The organism is Pseudomonas sp. GW822-FHT06B12 (genome assembly GCF_058799675.1).
Window position 1 is genome coordinate 237,564 of record NZ_JBXALR010000001.1, and the last position, 22,456, is coordinate 260,019.

The 22,456-nt window shown below is 58.8% G+C and carries 16 protein-coding genes and 2 pseudogenes; 2 read left to right on the top strand and 16 right to left on the bottom strand.

Going from position 1 to position 22,456, the window contains the following annotated elements:
• The 10 genes from ahr to hemA all read right to left on the bottom strand — a co-directional run bounded on the left by ahr (position 1) and on the right by hemA (position 10,891).
• Positions 1–1,032 carry an NADPH-dependent aldehyde reductase Ahr gene (gene ahr / locus AC1RKH_RS01180; protein WP_493060762.1) on the bottom strand — a complete coding sequence of 344 codons (1,032 nt, stop codon included), beginning with the start codon at positions 1,030–1,032 and terminating at the stop codon, positions 1–3.
• Positions 1,033–1,139: 107 nt separating this feature from the next.
• A complete protein-coding gene (locus AC1RKH_RS01185) occupies positions 1,140–1,541 on the bottom strand; it encodes a hypothetical protein (protein WP_493060763.1) in 402 nt (133 codons plus the stop codon).
• A 34-nt stretch (positions 1,542–1,575) separates the two neighbouring features.
• Positions 1,576–2,526: a hypothetical protein gene (locus AC1RKH_RS01190; protein ID WP_493060764.1), complete on the bottom strand. Its 951-nt coding sequence runs from the start codon at positions 2,524–2,526 to the stop codon at positions 1,576–1,578.
• Positions 2,527–2,568: 42 nt separating this feature from the next.
• Positions 2,569–3,753: an amidohydrolase family protein gene (locus AC1RKH_RS01195; protein WP_493060765.1), complete on the bottom strand. Its 1,185-nt coding sequence runs from the start codon at positions 3,751–3,753 to the stop codon at positions 2,569–2,571.
• An 18-nt stretch (positions 3,754–3,771) separates the two neighbouring features.
• The gene (locus AC1RKH_RS01200) at positions 3,772–4,791 is read right to left on the bottom strand and encodes a TauD/TfdA family dioxygenase (protein WP_493060766.1); all 1,020 of its coding nucleotides are present in this window, start codon (positions 4,789–4,791) and stop codon (positions 3,772–3,774) included.
• A 162-nt stretch (positions 4,792–4,953) separates the two neighbouring features.
• Positions 4,954–6,156 carry an MFS transporter gene (locus AC1RKH_RS01205; protein ID WP_493060767.1) on the bottom strand — a complete coding sequence of 401 codons (1,203 nt, stop codon included), beginning with the start codon at positions 6,154–6,156 and terminating at the stop codon, positions 4,954–4,956.
• A gap of 61 nt (positions 6,157–6,217) precedes the next feature.
• Positions 6,218–8,068, bottom strand: coding sequence for an asparagine synthase (glutamine-hydrolyzing) (gene asnB, locus AC1RKH_RS01210; protein WP_493060768.1), 1,851 nt, complete (start codon positions 8,066–8,068; stop codon positions 6,218–6,220).
• 23 nt (positions 8,069–8,091) lie between these two features.
• A complete protein-coding gene (locus AC1RKH_RS01215; protein ID WP_493060769.1) occupies positions 8,092–9,159 on the bottom strand; it encodes a Gfo/Idh/MocA family oxidoreductase in 1,068 nt (355 codons plus the stop codon).
• Positions 9,156–9,662: a GNAT family N-acetyltransferase gene (locus tag AC1RKH_RS01220; protein ID WP_493060770.1), complete on the bottom strand. Its 507-nt coding sequence runs from the start codon at positions 9,660–9,662 to the stop codon at positions 9,156–9,158. The genes AC1RKH_RS01215 and AC1RKH_RS01220 overlap by 4 nt, the downstream gene beginning before the upstream one ends.
• Entirely contained in the window at positions 9,659–10,891 is a 1,233-nt protein-coding gene (gene hemA / locus AC1RKH_RS01225) for a 5-aminolevulinate synthase (RefSeq protein ID WP_493060771.1), read from the bottom strand. Before hemA ends, AC1RKH_RS01220 begins: the two co-directional genes overlap by 4 nt.
• Before the next feature lie 145 nt (positions 10,892–11,036).
• Between hemA and AC1RKH_RS01230 the strand changes: the two genes are divergently transcribed.
• The gene (locus AC1RKH_RS01230) at positions 11,037–11,930 is read left to right on the top strand and encodes a helix-turn-helix transcriptional regulator (protein ID WP_493060772.1); all 894 of its coding nucleotides are present in this window, start codon (positions 11,037–11,039) and stop codon (positions 11,928–11,930) included.
• Between the two features lie 277 nt (positions 11,931–12,207).
• Here the strand turns inward: AC1RKH_RS01230 and AC1RKH_RS01235 are convergent.
• Positions 12,208–12,471: pseudogene (locus AC1RKH_RS01235) on the bottom strand (NADP oxidoreductase); the annotation flags it as partial.
• On the opposite strand from AC1RKH_RS01235, the pseudogene AC1RKH_RS01240 reads away from it, so the two are divergent.
• Positions 12,468–12,863 (top strand): annotated as a pseudogene (locus AC1RKH_RS01240) (LysR substrate-binding domain-containing protein); the annotation flags it as partial. The pseudogenes AC1RKH_RS01235 and AC1RKH_RS01240 sit on opposite strands and share 4 nt — an antisense overlap.
• A gap of 104 nt (positions 12,864–12,967) precedes the next feature.
• Here the strand turns inward: AC1RKH_RS01240 and AC1RKH_RS01245 are convergent.
• From AC1RKH_RS01245 to AC1RKH_RS01265, 5 genes are all read right to left on the bottom strand, one after another.
• On the bottom strand, positions 12,968–16,066 hold the full coding sequence (locus AC1RKH_RS01245) for an efflux RND transporter permease subunit (protein ID WP_493060773.1): 3,099 nt from the start codon (positions 16,064–16,066) through the stop codon (positions 12,968–12,970).
• Positions 16,063–17,175 (bottom strand): efflux RND transporter periplasmic adaptor subunit, encoded by a 1,113-nt coding sequence (locus AC1RKH_RS01250; protein WP_493060774.1) that lies wholly within the window; start codon positions 17,173–17,175, stop codon positions 16,063–16,065. The genes AC1RKH_RS01245 and AC1RKH_RS01250 overlap by 4 nt, the downstream gene beginning before the upstream one ends.
• Before the next feature lie 30 nt (positions 17,176–17,205).
• The gene (locus AC1RKH_RS01255; protein WP_493061357.1) at positions 17,206–18,711 is read right to left on the bottom strand and encodes an efflux transporter outer membrane subunit; all 1,506 of its coding nucleotides are present in this window, start codon (positions 18,709–18,711) and stop codon (positions 17,206–17,208) included.
• 117 nt (positions 18,712–18,828) lie between these two features.
• Positions 18,829–19,044 carry a hypothetical protein gene (locus AC1RKH_RS01260; RefSeq protein ID WP_123425485.1) on the bottom strand — a complete coding sequence of 72 codons (216 nt, stop codon included), beginning with the start codon at positions 19,042–19,044 and terminating at the stop codon, positions 18,829–18,831.
• A 269-nt stretch (positions 19,045–19,313) separates the two neighbouring features.
• The gene (locus AC1RKH_RS01265; protein WP_493060775.1) at positions 19,314–22,211 is read right to left on the bottom strand and encodes an ATP-binding protein; all 2,898 of its coding nucleotides are present in this window, start codon (positions 22,209–22,211) and stop codon (positions 19,314–19,316) included.
• Between the last annotated feature and the right edge of the window lie 245 nt (positions 22,212–22,456).

The following is a 22,456-nucleotide window of genomic DNA, read 5'->3' on the forward strand; positions in this document are numbered from 1 at the left end:
TCATTTGCTGGCGTCCAGCACGATGCGGTAGCGCGCCTTGCCACTGCGTAGGTGATCGATGGCTTCGTTGACCCGGCTCATGGGAAAGTGCTCAACCTGCGGCAGGATCTGATGACGTACGCAGAATTCCAGCATGGTCGCCGTGGTACCGGGCGAGCCGACCGGCGAGGCGGACAAGCTCTTTTGTTGGGGAAGCAGATCGAACACGTGCACTGGAATAGCGCCGGGCACTGCGCCAACAAAATGCAGGCGGCCCTTGCCGCGCAGGGTTCCGAGCATGGCTGGCCAGTCGAGGTCGGCGTTGGCGGTGACCAGGAGAAAATCCAGGGTGCCGGCAATGGACTTCAGCGCATTGCTGTCGGTCGACGCGACTACGTTGTGCGCGCCCAGGCGCCTGGCTTCGTCCTGCTTGCTCAACGACGAGGTGAAGGCCGTGACTTCGCAGCCCCAGGCATTGAGGAAGCGTAGTGCCAGATGACCGAGGCCACCGATTCCCACCACGCCGACCCGGTCAGTGGGCTTGACGTCGAATTCCACCAGCGGGTTGAACACCGTCGAACCGGCGCAGAACAGTGGTCCTGCCATGGCCGGGTCGAGTCCGTTCGGTATTGGAAGAGCCCAGGCCCAGTGCGAACGCAGGCGGTCGGCGAAGCCTCCGTTGCTGCCGACTATTGTGGGTTGGGCTGTGCTGCACAGATGGTGGGAGCCTCCAATACACGAGGAGCAATGCATGCAACTGCCCTTGTACCAACCAATGCCCACCCGTTGTCCCACTTCGAGACCACGTACCTGTGTGCCCACTCGCACGATGCTGCCGACCACCTCGTGGCCGGGAATAAAGGGGTAGTGGCTAATGCCCCATTCGTTATCGATCAGCGACTGGTCGGAGTGGCAGACGCCGCAATACTCCACGGCGACTTCGACCTCCTCGTCCCCCAAAGGACCGGGATCGTAGCTATAGCGCTCCAGTGGAGCGCCGGCCGCCGTTGCGGCCCAGCCGGTGAAGGAAGTGAGTTCGGTGCTATCGCTCATTGGATACCTCCAGATCAGGAGACAGGGTTTTGGCACCTCAGGTGCCGCGGCAGAGCCAAGGAAGTGTAGCGTATCGCTTGCCGTCGTCTCGGTTGCCGATAAATCTGCTACCGCTCAAGGTGTTTTTCTTGAGCAATGTTTCTAATAAGCGCCGTGCGCAGAATGCGGATGCGTTGCTCTGAATGATATGCACCCGCTTCCGAAAATCTCAGAAACGCTCGCGAGCACTGCGTGCAGCCCCAAACGCTTGAAATGTTATAGGGGTAGAACTCAAAGTAGATGGGGGCGTCTTCAGACCAGAAGTGGGTACCGTTCGGGTGATACTCTTCAAGGGTGAGGTCTTCTTTATTAATCGTCACCTCGCCTATGAAGCGCAAGAGGCTACTCGCCTCTAGTGCGTTGGGCAAAGTCTCCCAGCCCTGCGACAAGCCTCGAATACACGAGCAGGCCTTGGATTCCGATGAAGAGCACGCGGCAATCTGCTGAATATTCTCTGGTGTGAGAATCATTTTTTATGGGTTTCCAGACGGTAATAGGTCAAGTTCAGATTTTGGTTACAGCTGGTTTTTCCAAAAAGCTCTCGATTTTTGGCAAAGCAAACTGAAGTATTTTTGGCATGGTGTGGATAGGCAGCTGGCAGCATGCGAAGTACAACGTCATGGTCGGGGAAAGGCTGACGCCAAGGGCAGACCATAACAGTCCAACATTTCTATTGCCGCCGTTGAGTGCCATGGTGAATTTCGATATCAGCGAACCAGGATATAACCAGCCCATGAGCAGTTGCATGCAAGTATTGATGCCGTAGGCGATGGCTATCATTGAAATGGCCAGCGAGGGTTTATCCAGAATAATCTGTTGCATGCCCGCCATCGTCCCTACGGCAAAGAGGAAAAGTGCAATCACTACAATACCGTCGATAGCGAGGCCGTGTGTGGCGACGAATGTTTGCGAAAAGCGTCGTATCAATATTGCGGCCCCTTCGGCCCCTCCAATCAACACTGCCAATCTGATGGCCAGATCGATAGGGTCTATGGAAAGTGAAAGGCCGTCTGCGAACACATAGAGTATGAGCGGGGCGGTAATCGGGATAATTGCCATTGAGCAGAGCGCGGTGACCAGCGACATGGAAGGGTCAAGTCCGAGCATTCTCGCCACTGCCGCATTTCCGCTTGCCGGCGGAGCGGCAACGGCGATTGCTATAGCAAGGGACAGTTCCTGATTACCACTGAGGTAGAGCGAAACCATTCCGAAAAGGTAAGGGCAAGCAACTACCATCAGGGTTGGAAATATCAGCGATATTTTCAGGTTTCTTGCCGCTTTGATCACTTCAGCGTTGTTGATGCGCAGGAGAGTGCCCAGGACAAATATAAACACCATGACGGGCAGCAACGGTCTCGCCAAGTCTGCAAGATAAGGGATAGCCAATCCAATCGCGCAACCGGAGGCGAGGACGGAAGGCCCTCTGCGGGTGATTTCGGGCAGGATTCTATGCATGCATGTGTTCTCAAGACGGCGTCCCTCTCGGGGACGCTTCTATTAGGTGCGGAGTGTTATTTCAGGCGTGACTGATGGCGGTGGTGAGTTTTTGGACTGTCTCACTATCAGCCGCCCATCAATCAGAACCGAGGTGATGCTCGGAAGGTCACCACTGCTGAAACTGCCCAGTACGCTGGGCTCTGCTCCACCGAGTGGGCCGCAGGCGATCAGAATGTCGGCTTCTCTTCCGACATTCAGAATCCCGCGGTTCAACTTTCGCACCTTTGCAGTGTTGCCCGTTGCAAAGCAGACGGCCTTTTCCGGTGGTACGTCGCCGAAACTACTGAGCAGGGCAATTGCTCTGAGCATGCCGAGCGCGGGAACGCCGCAGCCAGCGGGAGAGTCCGTTCCAATCACTATGCGGTCGAGTTGGTTCAGTTCTCGTGCATAGTTCAAGGTGGTCACCGCCGCGAACTCATTCCCGTTATGAACGATTTCCAAGGCACCCAGACAACCTTCACACAGACACCTGATCTGGCTTGGGGCCAGTGCGGTATAGCCGCCATTGATATGTCCGATAATATCGGGCGCAATTTCAAGGATCTCTTCTGCACCCATTCTCTGGGAGGCGGAGATCGAAGGGCCACCGGTGTGGGTAATAGAGGTCATGCCGTGCTTACGAGCCATCTTGACCAACTCAGCTGCCCGGCTTACGGATTTGACGGGGCCTATGCCGACCTCACCCAGTTGGTTTATGCCTTGGGCAACCATTTCGGCGAAGTCCTGATCCGAAAACTCATCATTGAGCAGTGGTGCACCTGCTTCCATTTTTACCCCGGAAGGGCGCGTGTTGGAGAAAGAGCGTTGGGCGGCAATTGCCATTGCGATTGTGCCGACTCTGTCAGTGGGTAGCCCTGGAACATGCACCTCCCCGGCAGAAATCATGGTCGTGACGCCGCCCTGCAATGAGTGCCAGATCCAATTATGGTTGCCGGAGCGCGGGCTGTATTCACCAAGGGTCGGGTGAGTGTGGTTGTCGATCAAGCCCGGCATGACAGTGCTCTGTTTCGCGTCGATCAGCAGGTCTGCATTTGAAAAGTCTACATCTGCAGCCTGCCCGATGTACGTAATCATGCCGTCAACGCTGACCAGCGTGTCTGCATCAATGAGTGGAGTTTCGAGATCGCCCGTCAGGAACGTGCCTATATTATGAATAACGGATGTGTAGCTTTTTGCAGCCGACATGTACTTGACCTCTTGAAATCAGTGGGCAGTGGGTTCAAAAATTCGGGTGCCGCTCTTTTTGAATGATCGAAAGTTCCACAAATTGTTCGTGAGAAACAAGCGCTGGACCCAGCGATAGGCGTGACCATTCGGGTCAAAAGTGGGTGTGAACTTGTCACGGGAATGCAGCGTAAATCGATTATTTACGTACACTAACTTTCCCGGTTGTATATCTATAGCGTGTGTGACTTGTTTCAGGGTGTCGTAGAATTTCGAATAGGCGTTTTTTGCGGCTTCATCAACGGCGACAACCATGTCTGGATAAAATGCTGCGGTGACCCGGGGATGAGATATCGGTCCGGTCAATATGGGGTATAAGAAGGTTTCACTGGAGTGAGCGCCACTGTTCCTCCAGCGATAAGGTTGCCGAATTATAAAATGCTTGCCATATAACAGTTGAATGTCACTTTCACTCAGTGCTTTCAGCGCTTCCCTGGCATCGGCAACCCGGGTTTTCGGGCCTGAGGTGTGTGGGTCGCTCCGAACCCCAAGCAGCATGAGTGCCAATGGCGATGTGTCGCCACGGCTGTCATAAGTCTGGAAAGCGTTTTCAGTGTGCAAGTCCAATTCAACTTCCGACCCGTTACCGGTGTATTCGGTTGCCGCCTCAGGGTGCGGAACCAAGTCATTGACCAGTTTCGGTCCCTCGTGCCTGATGGAGTAGGGCTCTGCAATCAAACTGCCGAACGCCACCAATACGTTTTCTGAGAGGTACCCGTTTTTGAAGCCCAAACTGTCTGCGTCTCGTTGTGGACTGCCAAACGCATCATCCACGGGGAGATTTTCAAACAGACAATAAGACGCGTCGTCATTTTTCAGTGACTCGAGCTTTTCAATCAAACGCTCCGGAAATATCCGATACGCAGTCGTGCGGATCTTCTGGATGTAATTGCGGCCCCCTGTTGGCTCGTAGCAGATATCCACCAACGCGTCGCGAATCCCCTCTTTTTCAGCGTCCGTCAGCCGAAAAACGTGAGTATCCCTACATGATTCGTCCATGCACTCACCATCACGATAGAATTTTGTATAAATAGTTATGGCTATAGTTATTAGCCAGGTGATGCCGTGCCAGGGTCTAACATGGATAGTTTTTCCTGCTGCCACGGTGTCAAGGTGCCGATCACTCGGCACCTGACTTCACTATCAAGTCGCGGTCTCTTTTTACTGAGCAGAAACGCTTGTCACGCCGTTAACAGCGTGCATTTTCCTGTTGCGTAAATGCAGGATTTGCACGATAGCGGCGACAACGGATACCGCTCCTGCGCTGACGGCCAATGTCCAGCCCGGCATTTGCAGGAGCAATATGAAGCCCCCCGCTGCGGCACCCAAGGCGCTACCCAGGTAGAGCGCCGACTCATTCAGAGCCACGGCAAGATTTCCATCACCTTTATGATCACGCGCAGCGATCAATTCATTGTTCTGAGGCACCTGCAGCGCCCAGCCCACGGCACCCCACAAGGCAATCGGGAGCATTGCAAGCCAAGGCGTTACTGCAGCGGCTGCCGGTAGCGCGAACAATGAAACGCTGAGGATTATCAGGATCAGAAATGTGAGCGTCGGCCCCTTGATGCGATCCACCAGAGGCCCTACGAGGAAACTGCCCGCCACGCCACCCAGACCCCAGACCCAAAGATAGGGAGTTATGTTGCCTACTCCGCCATAGGCCGGTTCTGCCATCAGCGGAACCATGAAGGTGTACATGCCAAGACTGGCCACTGCTGCCAGCAGCGAAACCACCAGAATGGTCAGTACGTTCCTGTCTCCCAGCAGGGCAAGTTTTCGGCCCATGGGCATCGCCGGGCCTGCGGGAATCGCGGGTAGCTTGAGGATCAGTCCTAACCAGGAAACCAGCCCGAGAAAGGCCACCAGCCACAGGGCCATCTGCCAGCCAAATTGCTCGGCGAGCAGCAGGCTGACAGGCACCCCAAGAACCGTTCCGCTGGCCATGCCGCCCATGATGATCGCAATGGCCTTGCCTCTCAGCTCGGGTGCCGAGACTGCTGCGGATGCAGCGATGCCTGTTGCGAGGTAGACGCCCGCGCCGATGCCGGCCAGGGCGCGACAAATCAGCAGCGCGGCAAAGTTATCGACCAACGCACTTGCCCCATTGGCGATAACGAACAGCGCTAGCGCAACCAGCAGGCCGAACCGCTGTCGTTGAGCTGGCAGCAGGGCGACGAAGACAGGCGAGCCAATGCCATAAGCCAGTGTAAATGCGGTGACCAGTTGCGCAGCCACGGCCACTTGCACATCAAAGGCAAGCTCGATCATAGGGATCAGGCCCGCGGTCACGTAGGACGCCATCCCTAAGGCAAAGGCGCCAACAGCGATCAGGTAAACCGATCCCGGTATTGTTTTTGACATTAGTTAGTTACTCCTTGTGCGAAGCGCAGGGGGCATTAGCACTGTCGCCCCCCAGGCTTCATCAGATCACCAGATTCACGTCGTACTCAGTGAGCCACGCGTTTAGTCCAACCGCTAACTCCATGCCCATGCGGTCGTACATAGGGGAGTTATTGCCGAGTTGGCGGGTAAGGGTGTCGCTGACTTGCTTGCCATCAAGCAGTGCGCGAACTGGCGCATGTGGATCAGCCATGATTGCGGCGAGATCCGCCCTCAGAACGGCCTCATAGGCAGGATCCTGGGTGGACGGATACGGGCTCTTCACACGGTCCGAGATGGAAGTCGGAAGCAGGTCCCGGGTCGCCGCGCGCAAAATACTTTTCTCTCTGCCGTCAAAAGCCTTGATTTCCCAAGGGATGTTGAATGCATATTCGACCAGACGGTGATCGCAGAACGGAACCCGAACCTCAAGGCCGACAGCCATGCTCATGCGATCCTTACGGTCCAGTAAGGTCTGCACAAAGCGCGTCAGGTTCACGTATGTCATCTGCCGCATGCGACGATCCGTTGCGCTTTCACCCGGTAACTCGGGTACATCACGAAGCGCTTGCTGATAGGAGTCACCCACGAACTGGTCCATGGACAGCTTCTCCATCAGTCCTTTCGCGAACAGCGGTTTGCCGTCGAAATACTTACCGGTCACCGACGTGAGCCAAGGGAATGTATCCGCCTGGATGGCATCTGGATCGTGGAACCAGCGGTAACCACCGAAGACTTCGTCGGCGGACTCACCGGAAAGCGCGACTGTCGAGTGCCGACGCACTTCTTCGAAGAGGCGATAGAGTGAAGGCCACATATCGCCCCAGAATGCGGGCGGCAAGTCCAGCGCTCGAATGACTTTCGAACGAAGCTCTGGATCTGCCATCTCTCGGCTGTCGAGTAGAATTTCACCGTGAGTTGAACGGATCTTCTGCACCAGGTCTTTCACGAATGGCGCGTCCGGGGTTCCCCGCACCGCATCGCTGGTGAAGCCGCCGCCGTGATCCATGAAGTCAAGTGAGAACGAGCGGATGTTCTCCTTGCCAGCGGCCAGAAGCTTTTTGGACGCCAGTGCTGTGATGATCGAGGAATCCAGGCCACCTGAGAGCAGACTGCACAACGGTACGTCCGCGACGATTTGGCGATCGACAATATCCTCGAGCAAATCCCGCGTGTGCTTGATGGTCTGTTCCAGGCTGTCGGTGTGCTCTTTCGCCTCCAATTTCCAATAGCAATGACGCGTGAGGCCGTTACGATTGATTGAGACAAACTCGCCAGGCAGTACCTCTCGCATCCCTTCAAAGATCGCTTGCCCGGGTGTCTTGACCATCTCGAAAATTTCACGGAGGCCGTCTGCACCCACGTTACGGGGTACCAAAGGATTGGCGAGCAGAGCCTTGGGCTCAGATCCGAAAATGACGCCGTCTTTGGTTTCGAAGTAGTAAAGAGGTTTGACGCCCATCCGGTCACGGATTAGATGTAGCGTTTGGGTGTGCATATCCCAAATTGCAAACGCGTACATGCCGTTGAGGTGTTCGGTAAATGCCACTCCCCATTCAATGTAGGCGCGCAGCACCACTTCTGTATCGCTCTGGGTTTCGAACTGATGACCCCGACTCAGCAGTTCGTTACGCAACTCGCGGAAGTTATAAACCTCGCCACTGTAGGTGATACTCGCCGCAACGGTGCCCGCGTTCCGCGCGAGCATGGGTTGGCGGCCACCTTCCAGGTCGATGATAGACAAGCGACGATGGCCCAGCCCCACTGGGCCATCAATCCATACGCCACCGGCATCCGGTCCGCGGTTGGCCATAGTCATGGTCATGCGTTCAAGCGTGGGACGTTGATGAATCAGGTCTTGGCCAAAAGAAAGCCATCCAGCAATACCGCACATAATTAAACTCCTTGTTAAATTTCTTAGCCGAGACTTTCTAGATCAGCGTCTTCCGGTATGAGGGTTCGCGTGCCTGACTGCACATACTGGACAGAAGTACCTGTCAATGACTGAGTGTCGATTTCATTGAGTAGCTCCTGCAGCTGAATCGTTGTTTCCAAGCCCGCGAAGGGTTGGAGGGGGTGCTCACCATCGACAACGAAACGCAAGACATCAAGGCATAGCCGACTTAGTTTGAGGATCGTCGAGGTCGACGAACCAGAGGCAGCTTGATAGCTGCGGTGCTCCAAATCCACGATTGCCCCATGCTCATTGCGGGTCCAGATTCGAAGATGGTCGCTGTCCCAATTTGGTTCATCAAATTCCAGGCGAGAGTGAATAATCCGGCCCGCCGGATCGGCAAATGTGAAGTCAACGGTGCGTTGTCGGTGGATGTTTACGAAGCTCGCGTAGCCAGCTACCGCGGCCCCCCCGAGATCGGCAGTGAACATCACTGTGTCCAACACGTCGGTGCCAGAAATAGAGAAATCTGATTTAACGCCAATCGCATGCTGCAGTTTCAGCGGGGCAGGTGAAGGACAGATCCAGCTCACCAGATCCAGTGCGTGGATGACCTCACTGACAACTCCGCAGGTAGGGCGGTAATCGTTGAGGCGATCTTTACCCCAATGGAAACTCGACCTTAAAAGTTGCCAGTCATTGGCTTCAGCCAGCAGCTTGAGTCGTGCGGTTGCGTCTGAATAACGTTCAACCAGATCCAAAGCAAAACCACTGACATCACGTAACCCTTCGCTGATGACCAAGAGGTCGTCAGAAGAGGTCAGCATCGGCTTTTCACAGATCACGAATCCGGTGTAGCCGGCCAGATCGGTGAGGACTTCCGCATGGTTGATATCGTTGGCACTCACCACGACGATGGCGGGCTGCAGTTCACTCAGTGCATCTTTGAGATTGGCATAGTAGGGAATAAGGCTGTTCTTCGGCCGCCGAGAGCAATATGAGAGTTGGATATCGTAGTTCTGGCTCAACTGCTCAAATGCGCGCTGGAAGCGTTTGCCCGCGTAGCCCAACCCAATAATCAGGATGTTCATGCAATTTGCTCCCGCGCTTGCCAAGTCCATATGTTTTCCGAGCTGCGGCGGTAGCCTAGTCGTTCGTAAAGGGGTTCCGCGGCGGGGGTAGACTGAAGCACAACTTTGCCGACTCGCATGGCCTCAAACCAACTCGTGAGTGACTGCATCAAAGCCCGTGACAGGCCGCGAGACCGGAACGCTGGCAAGACGACCAGTGACTGGACCCAGCCGCACAAGCCGTTGAGGCAGTCAGGTCCAGGCGCCCGACGATCCACAAAACCAGTCACACATCCCACTACCTGGCTATCGCTGACCGCGACCAACAAATGGGTTGTTTGCGAAATGCTCAGTACCTCGTGGAGCCAGGCACTGTAGGCATCCCGCCAGAGCTTCTTTTCTTCGACGGATGTGCAGGCATAACTCGCCTCGGAACCTTCAAGTAAAAGTGCTCTTAGCTCGATGACTGCGCCGAAATGTTCGCTTGTCGCCTGCCGCACGACTATTTCGTCGCACCGTGTCATGCGACACCTCTAATCTCGGAGCCTGGGGCGAGAGGAATATTGAAATAGAGGAACGTCTCCCGCAACGCGTCGGCAAGATGCTCGATCTGGGCTTCCGAATGATTAGGCGTCACGTTCACTCGGAACCGCTCAGTACCAATCGGCACAGAAGGCGAGTTGATGGGCTGCAAGTACACGGAGTGTGAGTAAAGCAGACGTTCGGCAGCAGCCTTGCACAAAGGGCCATCACCAATAAGTACAGGCAGCACATGAGTGGTTGAGCATTGCATCACTGGAATGCCGCGCATCTGGAGCAGAGAGCGAAGGTACTGGGTTTTGGAGTGCAGCGAGGCTCTCTCGCTGTTGCTCGTTTTAAGGTGCTCAATACTCGCGAGACAGCCCGCGACCACGGCGGGTGGCAGAGCGGTGGTAAAAATGAAGCCAGTGCAGAGTGATCGAATTGCATCGATGACAGTCCGACTGGACGCTACGTAGCCGCCGATGATGCCGATAGCCTTGGCCATGGTGCCCTGAATGATGTCCAACTGGTCCTCGACACCCAATTCGGCAGCCAAACCTGCTCCACGGGGGCCATACATACCGACTGCATGGACTTCATCAAGGTAGGTCAGTGCGTTGTATTTTTTCGCGAGATGCACAATTTCCGCGATGGGTGCACGGTCTCCGTCCATTGAATAGATGGACTCGAACACTACAATTTTTGGGCGATCAATCGGGTACTTGCTCAGCAACTGCTCAAGATGAGTTACATCGTTATGACGGAACACCTGCCGCTCGGTTGTGACTGCCCTGATACCATTGACGATAGAGGCGTGATTCAGTTCGTCACTGAAGACTACGCAGTCTGGGAGTTGCCGAAGCAGGCACTGAAGGGTGGCATCATTCGAGCCAAAACCAGTTGGGAATACCAGCGCTGCCTCTTTGCCATGCCAGTCAGCAATACTCGTCTCAAGGCGGCTGAAGAGATAATGCGTACCACCTATGTTGCGCGATCCGCCTGCACCAGCGCCATAGCTATCGACTGCATGGTGCATTGCCGTTCTGACGTCTTGATGTTGGGACATGCCGAGATAATCGTTACTGCACCAAACTACAACTTCGCTGTCATCGTTATCAGTGAGATGAGCCATAGGATAGCGGCCACAAATTCTGTTTAGCGTTGTGAAGTGCCGATATTGCCCTGAGGTATGCAGCGCCTCGAGCTTATCCTGCAAAAGTGCTTGATACATTCTTTCTACTCCTTGGCAGCGAATCCCGCGATAATCCTTTGCGGGTGAGAACTGGCCTCTCGTTTACGGGCCAAGCGGATTCTTTAGCAAGCTAATAGTCAGTACAATGGCCACTGTTTATGGTGTTACTAGGAGTAACTGGGTAATGGAAAGGAATTTAGAGCGTACTCGACAGGATCTGGCTGAGTTTTTGCGCAGCCGCCGCGAGCGTATATCACCCGCAGAGGCTGGTTTACCGGCCACTGGTCGACGCAGAACACCTGGGCTGCGTCGCGAAGAAGTAGCCGCATTGGCGGGCGTAGGGCTGTCTTGGTATACATGGCTCGAACAGGGGCGAGATATTGGTGTGTCGCCAGCGTTCCTGGACAATCTGTGTCGGGTTCTTAAGCTTGACGCAATGGAGCGCAGGCATCTTTACCTTCTCACCCATCAGCGTCCACCGGCCGAGCAAGGCGAAACATGGTGCGTAGTCCCCCAAATTGTTCACCGCCTGCTGGCGGATCTCCCTTTGCGGCCCGCCTATGTTCTAAATCTTCGTTGGGATGTTCTTGCCTGGAATCCCGCAGCAGACAAGGTTTTCAACTTTTCAGATAAGCCGTCTGAGCAAAGGAATATATTATGGATGCTGTTTACCGATGAGCGCATGAGATCACTTTTCTGCCCGTGGGACGACCAGGCGATCCAGATGCTTTCCAGTTTTCGTAGGGATTACGTACACGCTTCGAAAGAAAGCGATGTCGCGTCATTGGTACGTGAACTTGAGAAAATGAGTTCGGAGTTTAAAGGCTGGTGGTCAAGGCAGGACATTCACGGACCTTGCCAAGGCATTCGACATCTTTCGATCGAGTCATTCGGCGATGTTACATTGGAGCATACGACATTAACGATTGACGTCGACAGGCACTTGCGCCTTGTCTATTACGCGCCTATAGATCAAGGCGAGGCTCTTTTTGATTTTGAGAAATGGCTCAAAGGGCAGGTTGTAGAAACCAGGTTTGATCGACTTGAAAGTAATAGCGACTGTCATTGCCGCCTGTGACTTGCTGAACTATGAGGTTTTGCATCGGCATTAATCATGTGCCCGTTCAAGAGTGCTGTGGAATCTGCTAATGCATAGCTTTATTTTACCTCAAGGCTGGTAGTTGAGCGTGACGGGTCCGTGTATGTAGTGGCCCCGTTTTGTAATTTATAAAATGGCGCGTCGCTCCCGCGGATCAGCTTAGAAGCATGCAATACGGGGAAAGACGTACTGCTTGCCCCGAAACAGTGAAGTACAACCGCTTTTTGAGCGACCGACCCAGTGGGTTGCGGGCTGTTCAGCGGCGCCGCGATCCCTCGGGCAATTCGACCTGTCGATGGGCCGCAGCCAAGGCAGCCTTCAACCCCTGTTTATCCAATGGTATGCAGTAGGCAGGTTTAGCCCGTTCGAATCGCCAGCTTTCATCAAGGCTGCCAGCATCGACAGCATCGAATCCAATCTCGTCCAGCAGCGTGATAACCAAGGCTTTCGCGACCGAATAATCAGCCGCGATCGGGAGTGCGCGTCGGTCGGGCGCAGCTTTCGGGCGGGAGTCTTGCAGCACCGAACTATCTGGTTGAGCGCGGAACGCCACAAACGCCGGGTGATCTCGAGAACCACGAGTGTTTAGGATATGCCTATTGGTCCCGCCCGGCCGACCGCGAATGGCAGTTCTGCAAAGGCTCCACAGTTCATAAGGTACAAGTCACCAGCCGTTTGCAGGTCAATGAGAGCAAAGCACTGCTGTCAGCAGCGCTCGACGGGTTTGGAGTTGTCCTTGGACCTGAAGACTTTCTTGAGCCAGCGCTGCAAAGCGGTGAGTTGGTGCGACTGTTAGCTGATTTCGAAGCGCCGAGCCGACCAATGCATTTGCTCTACACGGCAAATCGTCAGAGAACAGCCAAACTCCGACGATTTATCGATGCTGCGCTTTCCCGCTTTGGTGCGCTTTGAGCCAGCGTTTGAGTTGTCCAAGCCGTATTAACCGGTGATTGATCTCGGTCGCAGGCTACAGTTTCATTGGCTGGCTGCTTTTGGCAGATGTCTGTCTGTGGTCATCACTCAGAAGCGAGTACGGCGTCCCCGCTTACCTGTTGGGTGTCAGCGACCGTCTGACGGCGAACCTTGAACCATGCGGCGTACAGCGCCGGGACGAAGAAAATCGTCAGTAGCGTCGCCACGGTAAGGCCGCCCATGATCGCAATGGCCATCGGCCCCCAGAACACACTGCGCGTTAGCGGAATCATTGCGAGCACGGTGGCCAGCGCCGTCAGCATCACCGGACGGGCCCGGTGAATGGCGGCATCCAGCACAGCATTCCACGGGTCGCGTCCTTCAGCGATTTCGGTTTGCACCTGGTCGATCAGGATCACTGAGTTGCGCATGATCATGCCACCCAGCGCGATGATGCCCAGGATCGCGACGAAGCCCAGCGGTGACTGGAACACCAACAGCGCGGGCACCACACCGATCAGGCCCAGCGGTGCAGTCAGCATCACCATCCACATGCGGGAAAAGTTCTGCAGTTGCAGCATCAGTAGCAGCAGGATAGTGATCAGCATCAGTGGGGCCACGGCGAGCAGCGCCTTGTTGGCCTTGTCACTTTCCTCCACCGCGCCACCCACGTCTATGCGATAGCCCGTCGGCAGTTTGGCTTCGATGTCCTTGAGCAACGGCTGGATTTCCTGTGTCACCGATACACCTTGCTCGCCATCCTTCACGTCGGCACGCACTGTGATCGCCATGTCGCGGTTGCGGCGCCACAGCACCGGTTCTTCCAGTTCAGAGTGCACCTGTGCGATTTGCGACAGCGGCACCACCGTGCCCTGACGCGTGTAGAGGTTGATGTCTTTCAGTGTGTCGAGGTTCAAGCGTTCCTCAGGCACGGCACGCGCCACGATGTCGATCAGGTCCTCGTGTTCACGCAGCTGTGACAGGGTTGCGCCGTTCATCACGGTCTGGGTCGCCAGCGACACGTCGGCCGGTGTGAGGCCCAGCGCGCTTGCCTTGTCCTGATCAAGCTGCACTTTCAGTGTGCGAACCGGATCGTTCCAGTCGAGCTGGAGATCGCGCACCTTCGAGTTGGACGCGACCACCTTCTCCACATCGCGGGCGATTTGGCGCACCACCTGGGTATCGGGCCCCACGACGCGGAACTGCACCGGGTAGCCGACGGGCGGACCCAGTTCAAGCCGGGTTACGCGCACCCATGCCTGCGGAAACTGTTGCTCGGCTGCGGTCATCAGCCGCGCACGCACCCGCTCGCGCGCGTCCAGATCCTTGGTCATCACGACGAACTGGGCAAAGCCCGGATTCGGCAGCTCGGGGTTGAGCGAGAGATAGAAGCGCGGTGCGCCGGCGCCGGTGTAGGCGGTGAAGTACTTGACCTCGTCGTCCTTCGACAGCTGCGCCTCCATCCGCTTCACCTGCTCGGTGGTTGCCGCGAAGGACGAACCTTCTTTCAGGCGCAGGTCGATGACCAACTCAGGGCGCGAACTGTTGGGGAAGAACTGCTGCGGCACAAACTTCATACCGGCCAGCGCCAGCGCCAGGGCGCCAAACGTTGCGCCGATGACCACCCAGCGGCGCTCGATGGCGGTGTCGATCAGGCCACGCAGCTTGCGGTAGACCTTCGTGTCATACGGATCGCCGGCATGCTGGTGCTTGCCGAAGTCATTGGGCAGCATCTTGACCGCCAGGTAGGGTGTGAAGATACCCGAGCAGATCCACGAGAACAGCACCGCGGCGCCGACGATCCAGAAAATGCCACCCGCGTACTCACCGGTGGTGGACTTCGAGAGGCCGATAGGCAAGAAGCCCACGACGGTGATCAGTGCGCCGGTCAGTCGCGGCATGGCGGTGGACTGATAGGAGAAGGCGGCCGCCTTCACGCGGTCCATGCCGGCTTCCATTTTCACCACCATCATTTCGATCGCGATGATCGCGTCATCGACCAGCAGGCCGAGCGCAATGATCAGTGAACCGAGCGAGATGCGCTCGAGATTCCAGCCCATCGCCAGCATCACCAATGCCACGCCACCCAACACCAGCGGCACCGAGGTCGCGACAACAAGGCCTGTGCGCCAGCCCAGACTGGCCAGGCTCACCGCGATCACAATGATCAGCGCTTCCATCAGTGACCGCTCGAAGTCCCAGATCGCGTCCTTCACCGTGGAGGGCTGGTCGGCCACGCGTTCCAGTTCCACGCCGTGCGGCAGCTCGGACTGGATCTTGTCGACCGCCACCCCCATCGCCTTGCCGAGGTCTACGATATTGCCGTCGCTGGTCATCGTGATGCCAAGCATCAGCACCGGCTGGCCATTATGGCGGACCGTGTAGGTTGGTGGATCCTCAAAACCGCGCGTGACGGTTGCGATGTCGCCGAGCTTGATCAGCCGGCCGCTCGCGGCGATGGGCACGTTGCGGATAGCGTCTTCGCTGGCGAACTGACCGCTCACGCGCACCATGACGCGGTCGCCATGGGTGTCGATCTGGCCTGCGGGCAACAGGGCGTTCTGACTCTTGAGGCTTTCGGCGATGGCCAGCGGTGTAATGCCCAGCGCTGCCAGGCGCTCGTGCGAGAACTCGACGTAGACACGCTTGGCCTGCTTGCCGATGACATCGATCTTCTTGACCATCGGCACCTTCAGCAGGCTGCGCTTGATGTCCTCGGCCGCGTCCGACAGGTCGGCGTGGCCAACGCCGTCGCCCTTGACCGCGTACATCAGGCCATACACGTCGCCGTACTCGTCGTTTACGATTGGGCCGATCACGCCGTCAGGCAGCTCACGGTTCAGGTCGTTGAGTTTCTTGCGCGCCTGGTACCAGGCCTCGCGCTGGTCGGCCTTGGAGGTGCCGCCGCGCACGGTAAGCGTCATGCCTGCGTAGCCTTGCCGCGCGTAGGTGACCACCTTCTCGAAGTTGTCGAGCTGCTCGAATTTCTTCTCCATGCGATTGAGGACCTGGTCCTGCAACTGCTGGGCGGTGGCGCCTGGCCAGATGACAATGGCGGTCATGGAGGGCACGGAAAAGTTCGGATCCTCGAGCTGACCGAGCCTGGTGAAGCTGAAGGCACCGGCCACCGCGACAATGAGGAGCATGAACAGGACGATGGCGCGATGGCGCAGCGCCCAGTCGGTGAGGTTGAAGTTGTTCATCGGGCAGCCTGCTGCGTGGTGTTCGCGTCAACGATCGCCGCGCCGGGGAGCGCGACCTTCATTCCGGACGTCATCTTCTGGACCCCAGCGGTGACGACCAATACACCGGCCTGTGGCCCGGAGACGAGCACCTCGTCGTTGCGGTAGCCCCAAACGGCCACACGCTCCAGCTCGACGGTGCCGACCGGATCCTTGCCCGCGGGCGTGACTACCCACAGCGCTGGCTGGCCGGCGCTTTGCGTCAGTGCTGTCGCCGGTACGGCCGCCACTGAGACACTGGTCATCATGCGCTCGGCCTTTACCGTGGCGGTGGCGCCCAGCGGCAGCGCCTTCACCGGCTTAAGCCGTGCGCGATAGGTGCGCGTTTGCGCCGCAGCCTGCGGCGACAGCTCGCGCAGCGTGACATCGAAGGTCTCGTTCGGCGCACTGGCCAGTGATGCCTTGAAGTGCGCCCCCTTGAAGACGGACAGCTGATCCTCGGGCACATCGACGACGATCTCGGATTCATCCGGATTCGCCACCGAGACTACCGGTTGGCCCTCCGCCACGACTTGCCCCGCCTCAAAGCGCACAGCCGTGACGACACCGTTATGCGAGGCGCGCAGCACGGTGTACTTGAGCCGGTTGCGCGCGAGTTCAAGCTTTCGTGCCTCGACCTCGGCGGTCGCATGCGCGGTCTGGGCATTTGTATGTGCACGCTCGTCGTCGGCCGCACTGACCGAGCCGTCAGCCTTCAGCGCGGTCAGGCGCTGGCGCTCCGAGTCGGCCTGGTGCGTTTGTTCGACGGCAACCGCCCACTGCTGTTGCGACGCTTCCTCAGCGAGGCGGTAGTCGCTGTCCTCCAGCACAGCCAGTATGTCGCCTTCGCGCACCATCTGGCCTACATCGACTTTGCGCTGGGCGACCTTGCCGCCTACGCGGAAGGCCTGGTCGACTTCATGTCGCGACTGTACGGTGCCCACGTAGCGACTGACTTCGCGGGCATTGTCGTAGTTGATTTCAACGGTGCGTACCGGCCGTGGTGCCTGCACGGTGGGCTGGTTCGGGCTACACGCGGACAGTATGACGGCGACGGCCAGGGCGCCGGCCGCAGTAAGGGAATTCTTCAAGGGGGTTCCTCTTTGAAAAACGACAGGTTCTCAGGAAAGTGGTGGCTGGTCGGCTTTGGTGGCAGCAGTGGGGGTGGCGGGTTGCTCGAATACCTGCCAACCCCCGCCCAGTGCTTTGTAGAGCTGCACGCTATCGAGCAGCAGTCGGGTGCTGCTTTCGTTGGCGTTCAGGCGTGCCGCCAGGCGCGCCCGCTGCGAATCCAGCAGTGGCAACAGGTCGATCTGCCCGCGGTTATAGAGTGACTGGGCGCGGTTCTGCGCAGATTCCGCGGACGCGGCGGCCAATTGCAGCGACCCGGCGCGGCGGCGTTCCTGCGACAGCGTGACGAGGGCGTTCTCCACATCCTCGAGCGCCCGTACGATGCCGTCTTCGGCGCGCAGCAGAGCCTCTTGTTGAGCACTTTTGGCAGCCTCGTTAATCGCTTGTGTGCGCCCGGCGTTGAAGATCGGCATCGCCAGCAGGCCCGCCACGTTGGTGAAGCGTGCAACGCCGAGATCGGCGCCGTTCAGGTTCAGGCCCTGGCGGCCGAAGGACGCGCCGAGGAAAAGTTGCGGGAACCACTCGGCGGCGGCCTGCTGGCGGCGCGCATTGGCTGCGTCGAGCTGCGCCATCAGCGCCAGCACGTCAGGTCGGCGTTGCAGCAGCGCGGCGGGCTGCCCCGGCTTGGCCTCGGGCACCGCCGCCACATCGCCACCCGTGGGTTGGATGTTCGCGGTATTGAAGGACTGGTCGGCGATCAGCACCGCGATACGATGGCGCGACACGGCCGCCAGCGTTTCCAGCGGCGGAATCTGCGCCCGCGCCGACAAGGCGTCGGTCTGCGCACGCTCGACGTCGAAGGCGGATGCCAGCCCCACCTGCTGGCGCGCGGTGACCAGACGCAGCGTCTCGTCCTGCATCGCCGAGATGGCGCGCAGCGTCGCGACCTGGCGCTGCGCGCCGACCAGTGAGAAGTAGTTGCTGACGACGTCGCTCATCACTAGCAGGCGTACGCCGCGCATGCTGTCCTCTGCGGCCAGCGCATCGGCGTTGGCCGCTGCTGCGCCGGCGCGCAGGCGGCCGCTCAGGTCGAGCTCCCACGAGACGTCCAGGCCCACACTGGTGGTCTTGGTATCCGGATAACCCTGTTTCGTGGCTGAGTTGTAGCCGCTGCTGCGATCGCTGCCGGAGGCGGATGCGCCGATGCTCGGGAGCAGCCAGGAACGGCTGACCGTTTCTCCGGCACGTGCAGCGCGCAGACGCTCGGCGGCAATCTTCACGTCGCGGTTCTCGCGCGCTGCTCGGCGCACCAGATCCGTCAGCACTGGGTCGTGGTAGACCTCCCACCACGCCGCCTCGGGTTCCATCTCGGAGGCCGTGCTCGCGGCGAAGTTGCTCGGCAGGTCGACCGACGGCTTGACGACCGGCGTGGAGCAACCGGCCAGGGCGAGGGCGATCGAAGTGGCAAGGGCGGCCGCAACGGCGAGCCCGGTCTGTTGCAAGGTCGTCCGGCCGGTGTGGAGGGGCAGTGGAAAGGAAACTGGAAGTCGCGGCATCGCATTGGACTCGTGTGGATTCGAGATGGCATCAGCGTAGGGCCCGGTGTGCGCGAAGTCGTCAGCGAAGCGTCGCCGTTCGGTCGCCATATCGAGCGCTGATTCATGTTGGAGGCGTCACTCGCCGTCGGCATCTGCCATGTGCTCGCCGGCCGCCGACACAAGGTCTGAGGCAATCGACTCCAGCAGCTCTTCGGCGGACGAGAACTCGCGCTGACGTCCGGTGACCAGGTTTTCGAGGCGGCCCACCAGGGCCCCCGGCGCGGCATCGCCACGCAGCTTCACTACGTACGAGCGGCGGCTCGGGTACTTGGATTCAGGGTTCAGGATCATCGCAGACCAGGGGCTCAAGAAAGTTCGACGACAGCGTAGGTCGTCCCCTGGGTGGAGTCGTAAGCGAAAGGTCAGACTTCGGTCGGGACAACGCCGCTCCCGCAGAAATTAATGCCGGTAAGTTAAGGAGTTGAGCACCACAACCCTGTGGGAGCGAGCTTGCTCCGGGCGGCGTTCCGACGATAGCGGCGGGTCAGCCAATATTGATGCTGAATGTACCGCCGTCATCGCGAGCAAGCTCGCTCCCACAGGTTTGTGTCCTTAACCCTTCAAGCTGGCTTGGCAGCCTGAAGCAGCGAGCGTGCACGTTTCACCAGCTCGGTTCCGTCGGTTTCGGGCAACTGCTCAACCAGCGTCGCCAATGCCTGGTGGTCCTCGGCCGTGGCGTCGTGGTGCTCGCACAACTCGACCAGCGCGAGCAGCTCCAGCCACGGTGCTTCCTGGGCGCGAGCCTCCTCAACCGCACGCCGCACCGCAGTGCTGCCGGCGTCGAGCCGGCCCTGCATCCGCGCAATCGCTGCCTCCAGCAGCAACAGTTGCGGCAGGTATACGCGCTCGCCCAGTTCTTCCCCGACCCGTAGTGCTTGCTCCAGCTCGACTCGCGCGGCGTCGCAATCACCCGCCAGCAGCAACGCCTCGGCGGCGTAGCCGAGCACCTCGCTGGCACCGGAGCGCATGCCGAGCCCGGTGTGTTCTTCGTAGGCCTCGCGGATGCGTCGGTAGCCGTCGCGCGGCGCACCGCTACGCGCGTCGGCCCAGCCTCGCCACCAGCGGCAAGCCGTCCGCCCCAGTGCCAGTGAATACTCATCGACCAGCTTCTGCATGTCGTCAGCCAGTGCTGCCACGCGCACAGGGTTGCCCATCCGCACCTCGATCAACACTTCCTGCCAGGTGGCGACCAACCAGGTCATAGGTTGGCGAAGCACCTGCGCGCGGGTCCGCGCTCGCTGCATGTGGGCTCGGCCTTGCTCAATCAGGCCAGAACGCACGAGTTCTATGGCCAGCATTCCGTGCAGCATGACCTGAGGATCGGCCGCAAAAATCTCGTTCGCCCCGAGGTCCAGCGGCTCGGCAATCGCGAGGGCGCGCTCTAGCCAACGGCGGGTCGTCTGTGTGCGACCCTGAAGGTGATGCACCTCGCCCTGCACGATGCACGCCGCCAGCATGAGCGCTGGATCGTTCGTCTCGGACGAAAGAGTTTCGGCACGTTCCGCCACCTCCAGCGCCAGCGCATAGTCACCGCGCAGACCGAGCAGATAGCCGAATCCGTGCAGCAGGCGACCGCGCATTGGATGCTCGGGTACATCCGCTAGCAGCGTATACGCGCGTTCGAACGCGTTCCTGGCTTCGCTGCCGACACCGAACGTGTGGAAAGCCGACACCCCCTGCAGCGTGGCCAAGGTAATTTCGAGCGCATCGCGCTCGGTCCCTTCTGGTGCCTGCGTCAGCAGAACCAATGCGCGCTCAGTCAGGCCGATACACAAGGCCGGACTGAAGTGCAGCAGCGCGGCTTCTGCGGCCTCGGCGTAGTAACGCAGCGCGATCATCGGCTGCCGAGCCCGGTCGAAGTGCATTGCCAGTTCCGAGGCAGCAACCGGCACGCCGGCCGTGCGCTCGTGTTCGAGGGCCGCGCCAACCTGGCGATGGAGGTGGGTGCGCAATGAGCGCGGTGTGCGGTCGTACAGCACCTGGCGGAAGAGGGCATGCCGGAACGAGTAGGGTGGCTCTACCGACTCTTCAACGTCGGTGGCCCGCGACCGTGTGAGCCATACCTGTTCGCGCACCAGTTCCTCGCAGGTGTCGGTCACAGAATCGAGGTCGCGCTCGAGGGCCAGAGAAACTGTCTCGACCCGGAATTCGACTCCGCACACCGCTGCCGCCGAGAGCAGCGCACACTGCTCCTGTCCGAGCTTGGTGATGTAGTGATCGATGATGGCCGCGAGGTTCTCGGGGACCGCCAATCCCGTCAGCCGAGCCTCGATGGTGGCGTCGTCGTCCGTTGGGTCCATCACGTCACTGATGACTGACGATACGAACAACGGCACACCGTCAGTGCGCTCGTGCAGGGCACGCACGAAAGTTTCATCTCGCGCCAACGAGGCCGAATGTAGCGCGACATAGTCAGCGACCTCGGTTTCCGAGAATGGATCGAGCACCACTTCCTCGCACAGACGTTGCAGGCGCAGTTCGTGGCGCAACGAACTGAGCGGATGATCGAGCGCTACCACCTCGGCGAGGCGAAAGCTCGACAGCCACATAAGCCGCATGGGGCTACGTCGCCGCGCCAGATAGTCTATGAGCTGGACCGTCGCCCGATCGCTCCAATGCAGGTCTTCAGTGACCAGCAACAGCGGGCGCTGCTCTGTGTAGCGGTCCAGCAGTTCGCCCATTTCCCGCAGCATGCGATCCGGACCGATGCCGGCAAGCTCGCGCCGCAATGCATCTCGCTCCTCCGTAGTGCTCAGCCACGGCAGTTGCAACAGCCAGGTCGGCGCCACGGCGCGCATCAGCGCCGGGAGGGTAGGGTCGCTGCGGCACAGATCGGCCAGCGCCTCCAGCACCGGCAAGTACGGCTCGCCGGTGCCGTAGTGTTCCACGCAATGGCCGCGTGCGCAGGCGATGCCGCCAAGGCTGGCGAGGAAATGTTCGATTAATGTGGTCTTGCCAATCCCTGGTTCTCCGGCGAGCCAGACCACCGCACGCTGGCCGCCGTAAGCCCGCTCCCACGCCCGTTGCAGCCTTGAAACCTCGTCGGTGCGACCAATGAATGGCGGCGACGGATGCGCGCCAGCCGCGGGTAACGTCGCGGATGGAGGCGGCATCGAAGGTGCAGGGGACGGCGCGGCGATGAACCGATAACCGCGCCGCGACACAGTCTCGATGAAGCGGGGCTGCCTGGGGTCGTCGCCCAACACCTTGCGCAGATCGCTGATGGCCGTCTTCAGCACCGAATCGCTGACAAACCGATGCCCCCACACTGCATCAAGCAAGGCATCCTTGGTCACCAGCGATCCCGGCTGGCGTGCAAGTACGCACAGCAGAGTGAAGGGAGTCGGCGCCAACGCCACGGCTTGTCCGTTACGTAACAAGCAGGCGTTGGCCTCGTCGAGCTCGAACTCGACGAAGCAGAGCTGGACCGGGTTCGGATGGGACTGCGGACGCGCCACGATCGATTCCTGAAGACTAAAACAAAGTTGTGCGCTGTGAAGCATGGCTCCAATGACAACGCTGATCGGCCCGGAAGCCAAGCCTCGCCGGTCGGAAACTGACGCAAGCGTGACTTCACTCCTCAGGCATCTGGATTCATCTCTTCGGAGCGGACTCGATTCGCCACACTCCTGACCCCCTGAGAACAGCCCATGTGGTCTCATTTTGGTGTGGTAATGATCTCAAAAAAATAATGACAAAAATA